Source organism: Streptomyces sp. P6-2-1, from assembly GCF_050613165.1.
In the GTDB taxonomy this organism is placed as follows: domain Bacteria; phylum Actinomycetota; class Actinomycetes; order Streptomycetales; family Streptomycetaceae; genus Streptomyces.
The window spans coordinates 5,988,534-6,006,117 of sequence record NZ_CP192513.1 but is presented as its reverse complement, the minus strand read 5'-3'; the positions used below and the strand labels follow the sequence as shown (position 1 = coordinate 6,006,117).

The window sequence follows — 17,584 nt, the reverse complement described above, 5'->3', positions numbered from 1 at the left end:
TGAGAATTAGGTCGATGCAAGCCGTACGAGAATCAAGCGTTGCGCTCGTTTCAAGAATCTCAACGTAGGCCGGATATCCTAGGCTGATCTCCTTCATGCACTCCGCTTCGGACGCCGGACCGTATACGCCCGGATCCTCCTCGCTCACCACGGCGGCCGAAATATCCGAGAGAAGCCCTAGAATTAGATCTTCGGAATAGTCCGAGCAGCGCCATAGACAATGAACGAGACTAGACGCCAAGGCGGTTGAGGCTTCACATAGAAGTCCTTGCGCAAATGCGACCTGCTCTACCCGGCGCGCAGCGCCCACCGCAACCTCCCGGCTGCCAGCGCGGGAAAGGTCCCAGAGAGCATCCCCGAGTACACGAGCATCACCAGAGACTCCTTGGAGTGATCCCCAGGAATGCCGTCTCAGTTCAAGGTCCATATCGGCCCCAACCACCCTTAAGCGTTATTCATCGAAGAGTCTCAATACGTCTGAATCGAACACTGTACCCGTCCCCTTGAACCCACTACGTCCGAACTGGCCTTCACATGAGACGCAGATATTGATCGGCGCCCCAGTCCGAGGCCTTACGGCAGTAGTGAATACAATCTTCGACGGGTCGCCTCCGAGCTGGTTGACAACGCAAGTCTCTGCGCAGACACCCTTAGACGATGCACCTGCGGCGTACTGTCCGGTCTCCGAATTGTATCCAGCCGTGACAGTGGCTGGCCTCTTTCTATTGGAGAGCTGGGCCATTTCTCCGGCGTACTCATCCCGAAGCCCTTCCGCCTTCGACATGAGTTCATCTGGACCCAGACCTGCACCATCTCGGGGACCCGTTCCGCAATTGTGGACAAGGACCGGCGTCGCCCCCGCCAGCACGTAGTACGTATGCGTGCGGTTCACGGTCAGGTTGTGGACCGTCGTGGTCTGGGTCCAGGCCCGTACCGCTGTGATCTGGGCCTTCGTGCCGGGGCCCGTGCTCAGCCACTGGCCCGGTTCGAGGTCGCCGGCGTCGCGCCATTTCTTCAGGTCGGGGACCCAGAAGGGGTGGCCCTCCGTCGCTGTCACGCGGGCCGTGGCGTCGCCCTTGTCTCCGTCCGTGTCCAGGGTCAGGTCGACCAGGTGCTTGGTGCCGCTGCCGGTGATGGTGGCCGTGACCTTCTCGGGGGACGTGTCGCCCGTGGTCGGGTCGGTGGCCTCGACCTCGTCGCCCTCGGTGATGTCCTCGATGGGTTCGCGGCTGCCGTCCGCCATCAGGACCAGGGTTCCCTCGGCGAAGCTGTTGGCCGATGCCGCGAGCCCGGCCACGTCGACGGCGCAGGACGTGTAGTCCGCGGCCGTCTCGATCTTCTCGGCCGCCTCCGCGAACCTGTCCGCGTACTTGGCGGCCTTGCCCGCCATCCGGCCGGCCTTCGCCGCCCGGACCGCTCCTGCTCCCGCGCCCCCGAGGGCCACCCCTGCCACCGTGGCCGCCGCCCAGGCGCACGCCTCCATGTCGCCCTCGGTGAGGCAGTCCTTGAAGTCGTTGAAGCCCGAGACGTCGGCCGCGATCTCCAGGCCCGCCTTCAGCCCGTCGAGCAGGACGGGGGCCGCCGCGCGCGCGAACTCCGTCGCCGCCTCGACCGCGGCGGAGACCGTCTCCACGACCTCACCGGCCGCAGCGACCATCGCCTCCCGCAGGTCCGTCGCCGCCTGCGCGGCGTCCGCGATGACGTCGCGGGCGGTGGACAGGGCCTGGGCGGGGAGGTTCGCCGCCGCCGAGACGATGTCCTTCGTCACGGAGATGAGCGGTTTCACTGCCGCGGCGATTTCGGGGAGCGGGCTGTTGCGTATCGCGTAGGTGACCGCCTGCCTCGCCTTCTGGGTGATGGCTTTCGCGCGGGCCACGGCGGCTCGTTCGGCCGCCTCGGCCTTCTCGCGGGCCCAGGCCGCCGCCGATTTCGCCGCGGACGCCGATTTGCCCGCCACCCAGGCGACCGCCGACGACACCTTCTGGGCCGCCCAGCCGATCGCCGACCTGGCCTTCTGGTAGACCCAGCTCGCGGCTTTGCTGATGGTCCTGCCGACCGCCTTCACCACCGAGATGGCGGCCCTGATCGTCTTCTTGACGACGTTCTTGACGGCCTTGGCGGTCTTCTTGATGACGCTGCCGACCTTTTTGGCCGCGCTCTTGATCGCGCTGCCGGCCTTCTTGAGGCCGGAGACCGCCTTCTTGCAGAAGCCGCAGCTGGGCCAGTGCCCGTCGGGGTCCACGTAGTCCAGCGGCGCGCCTGCGCCGTAGGTGTACCGGTTGGCGAGGATGGAGGCGCCGCCCGTGTAGTCCACCGCGTCCCGCGAGCCGAAGGTGCCGGTGCCGCTGTCGTACCACCGGGCACCCATGTTCACCTGCTCGGTGTCCGGGTCCGTGTAGTCGCCCTGGTAGCCCAGTTCCCCCGCCACCGCCCCGTCGTCGCCCGCTCCGGCGCCGGTCCGTTCGCCGAACGGGCTGTACGTGGCGGAACCCGCCAGCTCCGTCAGGTCGGCGTCGCGCGCGTCGAAGTCACCGACCACGTCGCCGTGCGAGTCGCTCAGCGAAAGCTGCGCGGTGCCGTTCTCGGCGACCGACAGGAGTTCGTCCATCGGGCCGCGGCCGTAGGAGGAACTGCCGTCGTTGACCGGGTCGGGGCTCAGCCCCGCGTAGGAGAAGCCGACGCCGTTCCGGGAGGCGACGCGGTCGAGCGAGTCGTACGTGTAGGAGACGTCGCCGGCCTGGAGGAGCCGGTCGAAGGCGTCGTGGGCGAAGTCCTCGGTCAGCCCGGAGCTGGTCCGCGATGCCAGGGTCCCGCGCGAGGTGTACGTGTAGGTGTAGTCGCCGTCGGAGCGCACCCGGTCGCGCTCGTCGTAGACGGCGGTCTTGTCGCCCTCCTTGGTCCGGTTGCCCGAGGCGTCCCAGGCGTAGCCGGTGGTGGTGCCGTTCGCGGTCCAGGAGGTGAGGCGGCCCGCCTGGTCGTAGCCGTAGCTGTTGTCCGCGGCGTTGCCGCCGGTGATCTTCTTCGAGGTCAGGTGGTCGTTGTCGTCGTAGCCGTAGTCGATCGACGTGACGGTCTGCCCGTCGCTGTTGGCGAGCGTGTCGGTGTCGATGCGGCCGAGGTCGTCGTAGCCGTAGGAGCGGCGCTGTCCCGCGCCGTAGGAGACCTGCCTGAGCATCCCCGATGTGTCGTACGCGTACGCCTGCGCCGTGCCGGTCAGGGAGTCCCGCGCGGTCGACAACTGCTGGGTGACGTAGGTGAACTGCGCGGTGCCCGTGGCGTCGGTGCGGCTGGTGAGCAGGCCGTCGTCGTCGTAGGTGTAGTCGGCCTTGCCCGAGGGTCCTTCGGCCGACAGGAGGAGGCCGCGGTCGTCGTAGGCGTAGGTGTTGTCGCCCTCGGGGGTGCCCGCGGAGGTCAGGCGGCCCGCCGCGTCGTAGCCGTAGTGCCGCTCGGCGGTGTCCGCCTCGGCGCCTGTGCCGGTCTCCTGGATCAGTCGGCCCGCGTGGTCGTAGCGGCGTGTCTGCGTGACGCCGCCGGGGGCGGTGGCGCGGACGGCCTGGCCTGCCGCGTCGTAGGCGGTGGACCACGTGCGGTCGGCCGCGTCCGGGTCTGCCGCGGTGGCGGGTTCGACGACCGACTCGGCGAGCCCGAGTGTGTTGTAGGTGTACGAGGTCGCGTTGCCGCGGCCGTCGGTGTAGCGGGTGCGGTGCCCGGCCGCGTCGTAGCCGAAGGACGTGGTGAGCGAGGTGGTGTCGCCGACAGGTTCGGTCTGCGTGGTGAGACGGCCGAGCGCGTCGTAGGCGTACCGGGTGGTGTGGCCGAGCGGGTCGGTCGACGCGGTGAGGTTGCCCGCGTCGTCGTAGGTGTAACCGACGGTCCGCAGCGGGTTGTTGTCGGGCGCGAGGTCGGATTCGGAGACGAGCCTGCCCGCCTGGTCGTAGAGGAGGGACGAGGTGCGGCCGAGGCCGTCGGAGCGGCGGACCTCGCGGCCCGCCAGGTCGTAGCCGAACTGGGTGACGGCGCCGCCGGGTTCGGTCAGCCGGGTCATCTGGCCGAGGCTGTCGTAGGCGAAGGACGTCCGCGCGCCGCCGGGGTCGGTCCGCGTGGTGACGTTTCCCGCGTCGTCGTAGGCGTAGTGCGTGGTGAAGGCGTCCTGGACGGGCTTGCGTGCGATCTCGGTCTGGCTGACGGGGCGGTCGAGGTCGTCGTAGGTGGTCTCCGCGCGGGCGCCGGTGGGTCCGGTGGCGGAGAGGACCTCGCCTGTGCGGGTGTAGGTGTACGTCCAGTGGGCGCGGTCGGTGCCGGTGCCCGCGGGTTCCTCGCGCTCGGTGAGCCGGTTGAGCCGGTCGTAGGTGTAGCGGCTGACCTGGTCGAGCGGGTCGGTCGCCTCGACGAGATTGCCGAGCGCGTCGTAGCGGTACTGGGTGGTCGGGGTGACGGGGGTGCTCGCGCCGGGTGCCGTGTAGGGGGCGCCCGTCGCGCTGGTCTGCCGGCCCAGCTGGTCGTACCGGGCGTGGGTGAGGGTGCCCAGCGGGTCCTGCGTGGAGGTGGCGGCGCCGTAGGTGTCGAGGCCGACGACGGTCAGCGGGCGGCTGGCCTGCGGGCTGCCGCCGTCCTGCTCGGTCTCGACCGCGGGGGCGAGGGTGGAGATCTGGCGGCCCAGCGCGTCGTAGCCGTAGTCGGTGGTGTGGCCCGCCGGGTCGGTGACGGACCGGGTGAGTCCACGCTGGTCGTAGGCGTAACGGGTGGTCAGGGTCGCGGTGCCGTTGTGCACGGTCTCCTGGGTGGCGTTGCCGGCCAGGTCGTAGACGTAGTCGACCTGTTCGGGGCTCGCGCTCACCGGCCACGGCACGTTGGAGGGGTTGCCGCTGTTCTTCGTCGTGGTGACGTTGCCCGCCAGGTCGTAGGCGAACGTGGTGCGGCGGGCGAGTCCCGCGGGGTCGGTGACGGTGGAGGCGACGCGGCCGACGGTGTCGTAGCCGGTCTCGGTGACGGTCCTGCCGTTGTCCGTCGTCTCCTTGGTGACGTTGCCCGCGCCGTCGTACTCGTCGGCTTCCACGACGAGGTCGCGGGTGGTGCCGTCGGCGTCGTGGAAGTCCTTGAGGACGACGGACTTGACCAGGTCGTCGCCGTAGTACTGGTACTCCAGGGTGCGGCCCATCGCGTCCGTCTGCTGGGCGAGGCGCCCGGCCATGTCGTAGGCGTAGGACTGGGTGACCAGGTCGCCGTCGGAGGCGTCCGCGTCCCCGGGGTCGCCGTCCCAGTCCGTGAGCCGTACCTCGGCGATCATGTTCCGCGCGGTGTAGGCGTAGGTGAAGCGGTTGCCGTTGCCGTCGACCATGAAGGTCTGGTTGCCGAAGGGGTCGTACCCGTAGGAGGTCTCGTTGCCCTCGGCGTCGGTGACGCGCACGGGGCGGCCGTACTCGTCCAGTTCGTACGTCATCGCGCGCGGCGGGTCGGCGCCGATCACGTCGTCGATGCCGGTGGCGGTCACGATGCCGTCGGCGTCGTAGGTGGTCGTGGTGCGCTGCTGGTGCCGCGCTCCCGTGACGGCGTCGCCGACCTTCGGGTCCAGGCTGGAGACGAGGCGCGAGAGCTGGTCGTAGGTGTACGTCGTGGTGACGCCCGCGGGCTCGCTGTCGGAGATCTCCGTCGCGCTGACGCGGCGCCCGATCGCGTCGTACGTGAAGCGGGTCGTGAGGCCGGAGGGCTCGACGACCTCGGCGATGTCCCCGCTGGTGAAGTAGGCGTAGCGGGTGACGGCGCCGCGCGGGTCGGTGCTGGTCTTCAGGAGCCCGGTGGGGGTGTTGCCGCCGTCGCGTGCCGGTTCCACGCCGGTGGTGTAGACGTTGGTGACGGTGCCGCCGTCGGGGTTCTTCTGCGTCAGCAGGTTGCCCTTGGTGTCGTACGTGGAGGTGGTGCGGTAGCGGTTGTCGCTCGCGCCGGTGGAGCGGGCGTCCCGGACCTCGGTGGGGAGGTCGGCGCGCAGGTCGTCGTCGTCCGGGTCCGCCGGATAGGTGGTGTAGGACGTGTAGCAGTCGCCCGGGGACCGGCAGGTGGTGCGGGTGGTGACGTTGCCCCTGTCGTCGTGGCCGAGGGTGACGGTGTCGCCGGTCTCGCTGGTGACGGCGGTCTGGTAGCCGCGGTCGTCGTAGGTGTAGCTGCGGATGGCCACGCCGTCCACGGGGTGCCGGATGAAGTCCGGGCTGCCGTCGTCGTTGCCCGGCGGGGTGGTGCAGAAGGTGGGGTCGCCAGGATCGGGGTCGGTGCACGTCTCGACGGGGTCGGGCGGGGAGGGCGAGGGCTCGGGCTGCTCGTCGTACTGCCGTACGCCCAGGCCGAGGGGTTCGCCGTAGCGGATGAGCTGCGAGGTCATGCCGTCGTACTCGTAGTAGTACGGCTGCCCGACCGGGTCGTGGACCTCGACGGTGCGGCGCAGGTCGTCCTCGTCGCCGAAGACGGCCGGGGGGCCCAGTTCCCAGGTCCCTCCGTTGGCGTCGGTGTACTCGCGCACGCGGTCGCGCGCGGTGTCGTAGGAGATCTCGGCGGCGGTGCGGCCGCTGGGGAGTGTGGTCCTCGTGAGCAGGGCGGCGGGCTCGGTGCCCAGGGCGTAGTGCGTGGAGACGGCCGGGAGCCCCAGCGGGTGGTGGTAGACGGCGACGTCGTCGATCGCTCCGGCGAAGGAGCGCGCCTGCGCGCCGCCCCAGCCCGGCCAGCCGGCCGGGGAGCTGGGGCGGGCGGCGCCGATCTGGTTGTACGTGAGTTCCCCCGCCCGGAGCTGGCCGCCGTCGAGCGTGGCGGCCTGTTTCCCGTCCAGGTAGAGGGTCTGGCCGGTGCCGGACGCGGAGAGCGCGGCGTGGTGCCAGTTGCCGTCGTTGACGTTCGCCGTCGTGGCGGTCATCGGGTGGGCGGTGCCGTCCCAGAACTGCCCGCGCAGCTTGCCGTCGGTGCCGACGTAGAGGGTGGGTACGCCGGTGGTGGGGGCCGTGCCCCACTCCTTGTCCTGGTAGCCGACGAGCGGTCCGCCGGTACCGCCCGGGAGGGTCTTGAACCAGACCTCGACGGCCGCGTCCCTGCTGGATTTGAGGACACCGCCCGGCAGGGTGACCCGGGACGTGGTGCCGTTGAAGGTGGCGGCGGTGGAGGTGTCCCCGGCGGCCGAGCCCGTGGTGCCGAGGGCGACGTCCGTGTAAGTGCCCCGGTCCTTGCCGAGGTTGACCTCGATGGTGCTCTCCGCCGATGTGCCCTCGCTGTCGCCGAGCCGCCAGTAGGACTCGGGGCGCGTATCCCGTACGCCTGCCGCGTAGTGGCTCCCGGAGGTGTAGTCGTAGCCGGTGCAACCTCCTGCGGGGTCGCAGACCTTGTCGAGCACGTCGCCGGTGTAGGAGTACGTCCAGGCGAGCGGGGCCCCGTCCACCGGGGTGGTGGTGACCCGCGTGACGTGGGCGCCGGTCCAGGTGAAGGTCAGGGAGCGTGCGCTGCGGGGGTTCTCGGCCTTGGCGAGTCTGCCGCCGGAGTAGGTGTAGGTGACGACGTTGGAGGTGGCGTCCGTGGTCCTGACGAGGAGACCGGTGCTGCTGAAGGCGTACGTGGTCCCCGACTTGTCCCGCAGGGTCCACGTACCGGCCGCGGTGTCGTGCGTCAGGGTGGCGAAGCGGCCGGGCGGGGGTGCGTAGGTGCCGTCGGGGTTCTTGCCGAAGCGGACGTCGCGGCCGTCCGGGTAGCGGATGACCACGTTTCCCGTGCCGTCGTCGTCGGGGGTGAGCCGGATGTCGTAGCGGGTGGTCCAGCCGCTGCCGAAGGCGAGGTCGCCGCGGGAGTCGAGGCTGTTGTAGGTGCGTACGAGCGTCATGTCAGGGCCGACGCCCGCGAGTGAGGCGTCGACGGCCGAGGTGGCGTAGTTGCCCACCTGGGGGTCGAATTCCAGTTCCTGGCCCTCGGTGAGCCGGGAGGTGATCTCCGGCTGCGGGACGGAGGTGAGCATCGCGACGCGCGCCGTGGGCACCTCGTTGCTCGCGTCCTTGACGAAGCCGCGCCACAGGTAGGTCCTGTCCCAGGAGAGCCTGCCCGCGGGGACGGGGTAGGCGGGGCTCGGCTGGTAGGCGGAGGTCGTGCAGTCGGCGGGCTCGCCCGCGTCGTCCTGCGCGCAGATCTCGAATTTGTACTGGAGCGTGGACCCGGCGGGCGCGTCGATGTCCACGGCGGCGGCCCACAGTTGGGGCGTGAGCGTCTGCGCCTGGTAGCCGTTGGGCGGGTACTGCTCGCGGATCACGGGGGCGATGTCGAAGACCTGGAGGGAGAGCCGCCCGGGTGCCACTTGTTCGTCGGTGAAGACCGGTCCGCCGGAGCGGACCATGCTGAAGTCGAGCAGGTACGTGCCGGGGGGCAGCGCCTTGATGGTGGCGGTGAGGGTGGTTTTGGCGCCGTACGCGACGTTGGTGGTGAGGTTCGCCGCGCGCTGCTGGGTGACGAGCTTGCCGGTCTTGTCGTACGCCCGGTAGGCGAGGTAGTAGGTGCCGGGTGTCCAGGTCTGGGAGCCCTTGTTGGTGACGGTGAGCTTGACCTGGCCGTTCTGGTTCTGGAGGACCGGCGGGTCGGGGACGGGCTGGGCGAAGGAGTAGCTCGCGTTGTACGGCGAGTGGGTGACGTACAGCTTGGGCGGGTTGGCGGTGCCGTGCCCGGCGAACTTCTTCCAGCCGAGGGAGTCGGTGGCCGAAGCCCGTACGGACAGGCCGTAGTTGGGCTGGGTTCCGTCGGCCCAGCGCTGGACGAGGTCGCGGCCTGCTTTGCCGAGGTCGAAGAGTTCGGCGGCGGCGGGGCAGGCGGACGTGGAGGCGCCGAGGGCGATGTAGCCGTGGGCGAAGGACTTGGACGCGAGGCTGCCGCCGACGGCGGGGCCCGGGTAGGCGAGGCCGGTGCCCGCGGACCAGGGCTCGGTGACGGGGTGGACGGAGACCGGGCGTGCCTTGCAGGACGCGGAGTCGTAGTTGGCGAGCTGGAGCTGGGCGCCGAAGATCTTGTGGTGGCCCAGCTCCTCGTCCAGGGAGGGGAATCCCAGGTAGGCGGCGCTCGTGCCTTCGGCGCCCTTGCCGACCTGTAGTTCGTTGGTCCCGACGACCGATGAGGCGCCGCTTCTGACGTAGGCGCTGGTCCCGGCGGACGAGGTGTCCACGGAGGGGTCGATCCTGACCGGGAAGACGCGCTCGGGGGCGTGCAGCCATTCGGGGTCGGCGGCGATCCTGAGCGCCTGGCCGCCGTCCGGCCGGGTGACGAGGTCGTAGGTGACCTTGTCCGAGCGGGCGGGGGCCCCTTCGTCGCCGCCGCGCCCCGAGTCCTCCATGAAGGGGGCGGGAACGACCGCCACCACGCGCTTGCCGGCATCGGTCAGCTGGACGGCGCCGTCCACGAGGCGGGCGGTCAGCCCGTGCGGGGCGAGCGGGAAGAGGAAGGTGGCCGGGGCGTCGGCGGAGCGCAGGACCAGCGTTTCCTTCACGCCGCCCGCCTGGGACTCCAGCGTCAGATCGGTCTCGTCGAGGACGTCGTGGTACGTGACCGTGGCGCCGTCGGCGTGCCCCTCCACCCCGGCAGCGCCCTGGAGGCCGTACGACAGGCCGGTGCCGCCGGGGAGTTCGACGGTGGCCAGGCGTGGGGTGTCCGCCTGTCGGCCGATGCGCACGGCGACCGCGTCGGCGGTGTTGTGCCAGCCGTCGGCGTCCTCACGCAGCTCGGTGCGGATGGGCTGCCATGTGTCTTTGTCGTCGCGGTAGTTGAGCGGGGTGGGGGACAGCTCGGTGGTTCTGGTGCCGTCCTCGTTGGCGTAGGACCTGCTGAACCCCGTGCGTTCGGCGCGGAGTTCCTTGCTGTGCGCGGTGTCGAAGCCTTTGACCCGCGTGGTCGGCGGGGTAACGACCTCTGCCTTGTTGCGGGCTTTGGCGGCGGCCGCCGGACTCCTCCTCGCCTGCTGGGCCGGGTATTTCGCCCGCAAGGTCCGGGGGACCTCCGTGTTGGTGTTCTTTCCGCCGACGAGGTGTTCCCTGCCCCCGGCGCTGCCCCAGCGCTGCTCGGGTGCCGAACGCCCGTGCGGCGCCTTCGAAAAGAGGGGGATGCCGGTGTCCGTCAGGGCGAGCGAACTCACCGCCAGCACGGAGGTCAGCAGGAGCCCGAGGAGTGCCGCCCACCGGCCGCGCCTGAATCCGCGGGACCTTCGTCCGCGGTCAACCCTCTTGCAGGCAGGCACAGTTCCCCCTCAGATCACGGCACGCCACAAGTGACAGCCGGAGTCTGTGCCTCTCGTGAAGATTCCGTCCAGACGCACACCGACTCGTCACTTCCCCGCCTTCTTTCACCCCCCGCTGTTCACACGTACGCCACTGCTTCGTTCGCTGAAGCCCGCCTAGCGTCCTCTGCGGGAAGCGCCGTGATCGCGAGGCAGTCCCTTCCCCCTCCCCCGAAGTCCCTTGAGCCGGAAGGACATTGATGAGACCCGTTGCAGGAAGGTCATGGGGCCGACGCCTGACCGCGTGCACGGCCGCGCTGGCCGCGCTCCCCCTGACGCTGACGCTGTCGGCCACGGCGCACGCGGCGGACGACGTGAACTGCGCGTCGACCGGCGCCCTCTACTCGGTCACCTCAAGCGGCGGGCTGCTGCGCCGCAGCCTGAGCGACCCCGCCGGCGGCACGGGCGGCTGGCCCGCCTCGACGACCATCGACACGGGGTGGGAGCAGTACCCCCGCGTCCTCGCCGGTCCGAGCGCCACGTTCTACGGGATCAAGTCCGACGGCCTCTACTTCAGCCACAGGGACGCCTCCGGCACCTGGGACGTCCACCACCAGAAGATCAGTACGGGGTACGGCGGTTACCGCCTGGACGCGAAGCGGAACAAGATCACCATCGACACCACGGGGCACCTGTGGTTCATCGACGACGACGGCGACCTGCGCTGGACGCGCTACCTGAGCGACACCAAGACGTGGGAACCCGCGGGCGGGAGCAAGAAGACGGCATCGGGCTGGGGGCGCTTCTCCATGATCGTCGCCGCCGATGACGGCGTGCTCTACGGGGTGGATTCCGCGAACGGCCGTCTGCTGCGCTCCCGTTACGACTTCGCGAGTCAGCGCTGGCTCGAACGCGACCGCGAGGTCAGCGCGGCCGACTGGCGGCAGACGGAGGATCTCACCTCCTTCGGCGGCGACGTACTGCTGCGCGTGCTGCCGAGCGGGGAGGTCCGCCACTACCGCTTCCACGAGGACACCGGCGCCTTCGCCCCGTACAACGACCTCCTGGGGGGCGGCGCCTACGTCGCGGCCTACACGAGTGTGGCCGGGTCCGTGGCCTCCTGCCGTCTCACCGCTTCGCACACCCCGCCGGCCCCCGTCATCGCCGTCGATCCCTTCACGCCCAACAGCGTCCTCCAGGCCGCCGGCGGTGAGATCGAGTACGCCTACACCGACAACATCGGGCGGCTCGTGCACGGCAGGCAGACCGACCCCTCGGACTTCAACTCCGTACGCTGGGCGACCGTTTCGGGCGACGATGCCTTCTCGGGCCGACCCCAGCTCACGGAGCTGACGGACGGTCGCACCGCGCTCACCGCGCAGAACGTGAACAGTCAGGTCTGGTTCCGGCGCCACGCGGCGAGCAGCCCCGACTGGGAGGACTGGTACAACTTCGCCGGGGCGATGGCAGGACACCCGGTCACCGCCAGGACGCCTGCCGGGGCCGTCACGCAGTTCGCCGTGGACGCGGACGGCAAGCCCTGGTACCGCACGGACTTCGCCGGCTGGCTGCCGCTGAGCGGCGACGGGCTGACGGGCTCGCTCACCGCCGTCACCGTGCGCGACGGCGTTCAGCTCTTCGGTACGGACACGACCGGCGTGCTGCGTACGGCGGCCTTCTCCGGCGGAGCCGTCGGCGCCTGGACCGCCGTGGGCGACCAGGCCGTCACCGGTGCCCCCGCCGTCGTGGTCTATCCGGGCTACCGGCTCGGCGTCTACGCGCGCGCCACGAGCGGCCGCGTCGTCACCGTGAGCCAGCCGTCCGAGGGCGCCGCCTTCCCTGCGGCTTTCGGCGAGGTCGGTGACCGCGCCTTCGCGGGTACGCCCTCGGTCGTCGTCAGCCCCCTGACCGGCATCACCGAGATCGTCGCCCGGAGCGAGGACGGCTACGTCTACAGCACCGGCGAACAGACCCAGGGTTCGGGGAGCTGGCGCACGTGGCAGCAGGTGAGCTTCGAGTCCTCGGCGACGGACCCGACCGCGTTCACCTACACCAACGCCTCTGGCCCCACCTGGGCATACACCTTCCGCACCAGCAGCAACCAGACGCGCGTCTACGAGGTGGCGCCCACGCTGCGGCGCTCCTCCCCCGCGGCGAAGGCGCCGGAGCCCGGGCCCGCGCCGGTCTTCACGGCACGCGCGCTTCCGGCTCCGCCGAAGCGGTGACGGGGCGACGGGGTGACGCGGTGAGCCGCTGAGGCGCGAGGCGCCGGGAGGGCGCCCCCGCCCGGCCCCGCCGCGGCTGGGAGGGGCGGGGGCCCGCCTCCGGCGCACGGCGTCGTTCCACGTACCGCCGGAGCGCCCCGCCCTCCCTCCCAGCCCCGGACCGGACGGCCCCGCCCGAGCGGCCCCTCCCGGAGGGCCGTTCCGGACGGCCCCCCTCCCGAAGGGCCCCGTTCCGGACGGCCCCCCTCCCGGAGGCCCCCTCCCCGCCCGACGGGCTCAGTCCTTGTCCGTGTCCGTCTTCCGCTTCTCGCCCAGCTTCTCGACGAAGTCCTGCGCCTTGTCGACGCCCGTGTCGATCTTCGCGCTGTACTTGCCGTCCGTGCGGGTGTCGATGAAGTCGCCGGCCTTCTCCAGGCCGCCCGCGATCTTCTCGCTGTGCTCCCCGGCCAGTTCCTCGGCCTTCTCCTTGAGGTTCTTCAGATTGTCGAACAACCCTGGCATTCCGGGCTCCTTCTCGTCTCCGCGGTCGTCTCGCGCAGTCGTCGCGCGCACGGGGCCCCGATCATCCCACGGCCCCCGCCTCAGTCCTCCCCCGCGAGCAGCTCCGCCATCCGTCCCGCCGCCGCCACGACCAGCGGGATCGCGCGCTCCGCGACGGACGGGCGGTGGGTGATGACGTTGATCGCCGCGGGGTCCCCGGGTTCGGGGACGCGGACGGGAGCCGCGATACCGATCGTGCCGGGCGTGATCTCCTCGTGCGTGACGGCCCAGCCGCGCGCGCGGACCTCCGCGACGCGCCCGGGTTCGCCGGGGAGCGGCTCCGAGGCCGAGAGCAGCGCGAGCCCCGCCGAGCCGCGGTCGAGCGGGTCGCGGTTGCCGACCCCGTACGAGAAGCGCGGCCCAGGTCCCGGGGGTTCGACGACGGCGACGGCGACGGCGTGCGCGCCGTCGGGGACCACGAGGCAGGCGGTGGCGCCGAGTTCGACGGCGAGGCCGCGCAGCACCGGCATCGCGACGTCGACGAGCGGCGGACGGGCGCGCCGCGCGAGCGTGTAGAAGGCGACGCCCACGCGGTAGCGCCCGGCCGCGTCGCGTGCCGCGAAGTGGCTGCGGGTCAGCGCGGTGAGCAGCCGGTACGCGATCGAGCGGTGGACGCCGAGTGCCGCGGCGACCTCCGAGGCTCGCAGCCCGTGCGGCGCCTCGGCGAGCATCCGCAGCACGCCGAGCCCGCGCTCCAGCGTCTGCGCCCCGTCCGCCCGGCGCGCGGGCGCGGCCCCGCGCCCCTTGTCAGCCTCACGCGCCGTCATTCGCACTCCTTAGCCGTCACTTTCGGCCCGGTCCCTTGACGTGGCACGGGCCGTCTCCGCACAGTGTTGCAACATTCAATCCCGCATGTCTCGATAATCGCAACACCATGCCACCAAGCGCACCGCGGAGCCGATCCGCACCGCGTTGCCGCCCCGTCCGGGTGACACCACGACGACCTCGCGCGCCCGGACGGGGAAGTCTGCTCGTACACGGCGGCCCGTACGACCCGGCGGGCCGCACCGGCAGAGCGCCCGCACCCGGGCGAGAGGAGACCCCGTGCCCCACTACCGCGCCCTCGGCGACGTGCCCCCCAAGCGCCACACCCAGCACCGCACTCCCGAAGGCGGCTTGTACTACGAGGAGTTGATGGGTGAGGAGGGCTTCTCCTCGGACTCCTCGCTCCTCTACCACCGCCACCTGCCCTCCGCGATCACCGATTCCACGGTCTGGGAGCTGCCCGACCAGCGCACCATCCCCAACCACCCGCTCCTGCCGCGCCACTTCGCACTGCACGGCCTGGTCAAGGGCGAGCGCTGGCGGGACGCGGACGTCGTGACGGGGCGGCGGCTCGTGCTCGGCAACGGTGACGTGCGGATCTCGTACGCGGTCGCGGGAGCGCCCTCGCCGCTGTACCGCAACGGGCTCGGGGACGAGTGCGTGTACGTCGAGTCGGGCCGCGCGGTCGTCGAGACCGTCTTCGGGCGGCTCACGGCGCGCGCCGGGGACTACGTGCTGCTCCCGCGCGCGACGACGCACCGCTGGCTGCCCGAGGGGGACGAGCCGTTGCGTGTCTACTGCGTCGAGGGCAACAGCCACATCGCCCCGCCCGCCCGCTACCTCTCGCGGTACGGGCAGCTGCTCGAACACGCCCCGTACTGCGAGCGCGATCTGCACGGGCCCACGGAACTCACCGCGAGCGAGGGGCAGGACGTCACGATCCTGGTGAAGCACAGGGGCGCCGGCGGCGAGGTCGTCGGGACGCGCTTCACGCAGGCCGAACACCCCTTCGACGTCGTCGGCTGGGATGGCTGCCTGTACCCGTACACCTTCAACATCGCGGACTTCGAGCCGATCACCGGGCGGGTCCACCAGCCGCCGCCCGTGCACCAGGTCTTCGAGGGCACCCACTTCGTCATCTGCAACTTCGTGCCGCGCAAGGTGGACTACCACCCGCTGTCCGTCCCTGTGCCGTACTACCACTCGAACGTCGACAGCGACGAGGTGATGTTCTACTGCGGCGGCGACTACGAGGCGCGCAAGGGTTCGGGGATCGGGCAGGGCTCGGTCTCGCTGCACCCGGGCGGGCACAGCCACGGGCCGCAGCCGGGGGCGTACGAGCGCTCGGTGGGGGTGGATTTCTTCGACGAACTCGCCGTCATGGTCGACACGTTCCGGCCGCTCGAACTGGGCGAGGGCGGCCTCGCGAGCGACGACGGCGCCTACGCGTGGACGTGGGCGGGACGGGGGCCGCAGGCATGACCGTGCCCGCCGCGCTGCTCGCCGCGCTCGTCGACGACGCGGGCCTCTTCCCGCCGACCGCGCTGCCGATGGACCGCGCGCTCGCCCGGCACCGTGCGGACCTCGCCGCAGGACACCCGGTGCACACGCACCGCTTCCTCGTCCCCGCGAGTCAATTGGGCCTGATGCGCGCCGGTTTGCGCGCGGACGACTCCTTCGCGCTCGGTCTCGTCGCCGACCGGGGCGCGGAGGGACTCGCCGACGACTGCGCGGCGCTCGCCGCCGATCCGCGGCTGCGCCTCGCGCTCGTCGAGGCGCCGCTCGCCAGGTTCCCCGGAGGGGTGCGCGAGGTGGTGGCCGCGGTGCCTGACGGCGTACCGGTGTACGCGGAACCGGCCGCGCGTGCCGCCTTCGAGCCCCTGCTCACCGAACTGGCCGCGCTCGACCGGCCCGTGGGCGCCAAGCTGCGCTGCGGCGGCGTCCGCGCGGAGCTGTTCCCGACGGCGCCCGAGGTCGCCGCGTGGCTCGTGGCCTGTGCCCGCGCGGGCATTCCGTTCAAGGCGACGGCCGGGCTGCACGAAGCGGTACGGCACACCGCGCCCGCGACCGGATTCCGCCACCACGGCTACCTCAACCTGCTGCTCGCCACCGCGGCCGCCGCCGGGGGCGCGACCACGGGCGAGGTGGTGGCGGTCCTGGAGACGGAGGACGCGCAACGCCTCGCGCGGCGCGCGCACGCGCTGGGCGGCGCGGGCGCCCGCGCCGCGCGGCGCTTGCTCGTCTCGTACGGCTCGTGCAGCACTTCGACCCCCGTCCGGCAGGCAGCGGACCTGCTCGGCATCCCCCGTACGTACCAGGAGACTCCCGTATGACCGCCGCCACCTGGGCCGATGTGCCCGCGGGCTCCCCCTTCCCGCTCCAGAACCTCCCCTACGGCGTGTTCACGCCCGCGGGCGACACGCGGCCCCGCGTCGGCGTCGCGATCGGCGCGCACGTCCTCGACGCCGCCGCCGTGCTCGGGGACGGCACGTTCGCGCACGACGCGCTCAACCCCTTCCTCGCGCAGGGCCGCACCCGCTGGACGGCGGTACGTGCCGAGCTGACCTCGCTCCTCACCGACGCCCGCCACCGCGCGGCCGTCACGCCGCACCTGTACCCGCTCGACTCGGTGCGGCTCCATCTCCCCTTCGAGGTCGCCGACTACGTCGACTTCTACGCCTCGGAGCACCACGCGGCGAACGTGGGCCGCATGTTCCGCCCGGGCGCCGAGCCGCTGACGCCGCAGTGGAGACACCTCCCGATCGGCTACCACGGGCGCGCGGGCACGGTCGTCGCCTCGGGTACGCCCGTCGTCCGGCCGCGTGGCCAGAAAAGGCCCGCCGAGGGCGAGTTGCCCGGTTTCGGGCCATCGGCGCGGCTCGACATCGAGGCCGAGGTCGGCTTCGTCGTCGGTACGGGCTCGGAACTCGGCGCTCCGGTCGCCACGGACGCGTTCACCGAGCACGTCTTCGGCGTGTGCCTCGTCAACGACTGGTCGGCGCGCGATATCCAGGCGTGGGAGTACGTACCGCTCGGGCCGTTCCTCGCGAAGTCGTTCGCGACGTCCGTGTCCCCGTGGGTCGTGCCCCTGGAGGCCCTGGGGGCGGCCCGGGTGGCTCCCCCCGAGCGGGCCCACGAGCTGCGCCCTTACCTGCGCGAGACGGAGGACTGGGGCCTGGACCTGCGCCTGGAGGTCCGTTTGAACGGGGAGTGCGTCGCGCGGCCGCCGTTCTCGGCGATGTACTGGACGGGGGCGCAGATGCTGGCCCATATGACGGTCAACGGCGCCTCCTTGCGTACCGGGGACCTCTACGCCTCGGGCACGGTGAGCGGCCCTGAGCCCGGGGAGCGCGGCTGCCTGATGGAGCTGACGTGGGGCGGCGAGAAGCCGCTCAACCTCGCCGACGGGACGAGCCGCGCCTTCCTGGAGGACGGCGACGAGGTGACGATCACGGCGACGGCGCCGGGCGCGGACGGCACGGTGATCGGCTTCGGCGAGGTGACGGGGAGGATCGCGCCCGCACCGGCCGGGGATCGGTCATGAGACGCCGGATACAGGACAGGCGGGCCCGGCGCCACCGCTTCCCGCACGCCCGTTTTCCTGGCGTTTCCGCGCCGGAAGTGGAGATTTCGCGAAGAATGGGTGGTGCGTACCCGCAATTTAACCTGATCGCGACCTGCGGAATCTTGACGCGATATCTCGCCACTTGGAATCGTCAGCAGCAGTGCCGCCCGCATCGCACGGCTGCCCTGAACTGGTCCACTCACACGCGAGGTTGTCGCTCCATGCCCGGCGCACTCCCCATCCCGGCTTCGACCACAGGTGCCACCCCGTCAGCCG

Annotated in this window: 7 protein-coding genes; 4 read left to right on the top strand and 3 right to left on the bottom strand. The window is 71.3% G+C overall.

The window, feature by feature from the left end; genetic code table 11:
• Positions 1-451: 451 nt before the first annotated feature.
• Positions 452-10,132, bottom strand: coding sequence for a DNRLRE domain-containing protein (locus ACQYWQ_RS25325; protein WP_431037738.1), 9,681 nt, complete (start codon positions 10,130-10,132; stop codon positions 452-454).
• Between the two features lie 341 nt (positions 10,133-10,473).
• On the opposite strand from ACQYWQ_RS25325, the gene ACQYWQ_RS25320 reads away from it, so the two are divergent.
• The gene (locus tag ACQYWQ_RS25320; protein ID WP_431037737.1) at positions 10,474-12,438 is read left to right on the top strand and encodes a tachylectin-related carbohydrate-binding protein; all 1,965 of its coding nucleotides are present in this window, start codon (positions 10,474-10,476) and stop codon (positions 12,436-12,438) included.
• A 276-nt stretch (positions 12,439-12,714) separates the two neighbouring features.
• Here ACQYWQ_RS25320 and ACQYWQ_RS25315 read toward each other — a convergent pair whose 3' ends face one another.
• Together ACQYWQ_RS25315 and ACQYWQ_RS25310 are read right to left on the bottom strand one after the other, a co-directional pair.
• Complete coding sequence (locus tag ACQYWQ_RS25315) at positions 12,715-12,939, bottom strand: antitoxin (RefSeq protein WP_431037736.1); 225 nt, start codon at positions 12,937-12,939, stop codon at positions 12,715-12,717.
• An 80-nt stretch (positions 12,940-13,019) separates the two neighbouring features.
• A complete protein-coding gene (locus tag ACQYWQ_RS25310) occupies positions 13,020-13,745 on the bottom strand; it encodes an IclR family transcriptional regulator (protein ID WP_431037734.1) in 726 nt (241 codons plus the stop codon).
• A 277-nt stretch (positions 13,746-14,022) separates the two neighbouring features.
• Between ACQYWQ_RS25310 and ACQYWQ_RS25305 the strand changes: the two genes are divergently transcribed.
• Genes ACQYWQ_RS25305 through fahA form a run of 3 tightly spaced genes read left to right on the top strand, consistent with a single transcriptional unit; the run spans position 14,023 to position 17,287 of the window.
• Positions 14,023-15,225 (top strand): homogentisate 1,2-dioxygenase, encoded by a 1,203-nt coding sequence (locus ACQYWQ_RS25305; protein WP_431037732.1) that lies wholly within the window; start codon positions 14,023-14,025, stop codon positions 15,223-15,225.
• Positions 15,222-16,076 carry a hypothetical protein gene (locus tag ACQYWQ_RS25300; RefSeq protein ID WP_431037731.1) on the top strand — a complete coding sequence of 285 codons (855 nt, stop codon included), beginning with the start codon at positions 15,222-15,224 and terminating at the stop codon, positions 16,074-16,076. The genes ACQYWQ_RS25305 and ACQYWQ_RS25300 overlap by 4 nt, the downstream gene beginning before the upstream one ends.
• A complete protein-coding gene (gene fahA / locus ACQYWQ_RS25295) occupies positions 16,073-17,287 on the top strand; it encodes a fumarylacetoacetase (protein ID WP_431037730.1) in 1,215 nt (404 codons plus the stop codon). Before ACQYWQ_RS25300 ends, fahA begins: the two co-directional genes overlap by 4 nt.
• Positions 17,288-17,584 lie beyond the last annotated feature (297 nt).

What these genes read in the sequence shown, in the direction of transcription:
- ACQYWQ_RS25320 (WP_431037737.1), top strand. Translation starts at nt 10,474, where the DNA reads ATGAGACCCGTTGCAGGAAGGTCATGGGGCCGACGCCTGACCGCGTGC.
- ACQYWQ_RS25315 (WP_431037736.1), bottom strand. Translation starts at nt 12,939, where the DNA reads ATGCCAGGGTTGTTCGACAATCTGAAGAACCTCAAGGAGAAGGCCGAG.
- ACQYWQ_RS25310 (WP_431037734.1), bottom strand. Translation starts at nt 13,745, where the DNA reads ATGACGGCGCGTGAGGCTGACAAGGGGCGCGGGGCCGCGCCCGCGCGC.
- ACQYWQ_RS25300 (WP_431037731.1), top strand. Translation starts at nt 15,222, where the DNA reads ATGACCGTGCCCGCCGCGCTGCTCGCCGCGCTCGTCGACGACGCGGGC.
- fahA (WP_431037730.1), top strand. Translation starts at nt 16,073, where the DNA reads ATGACCGCCGCCACCTGGGCCGATGTGCCCGCGGGCTCCCCCTTCCCG.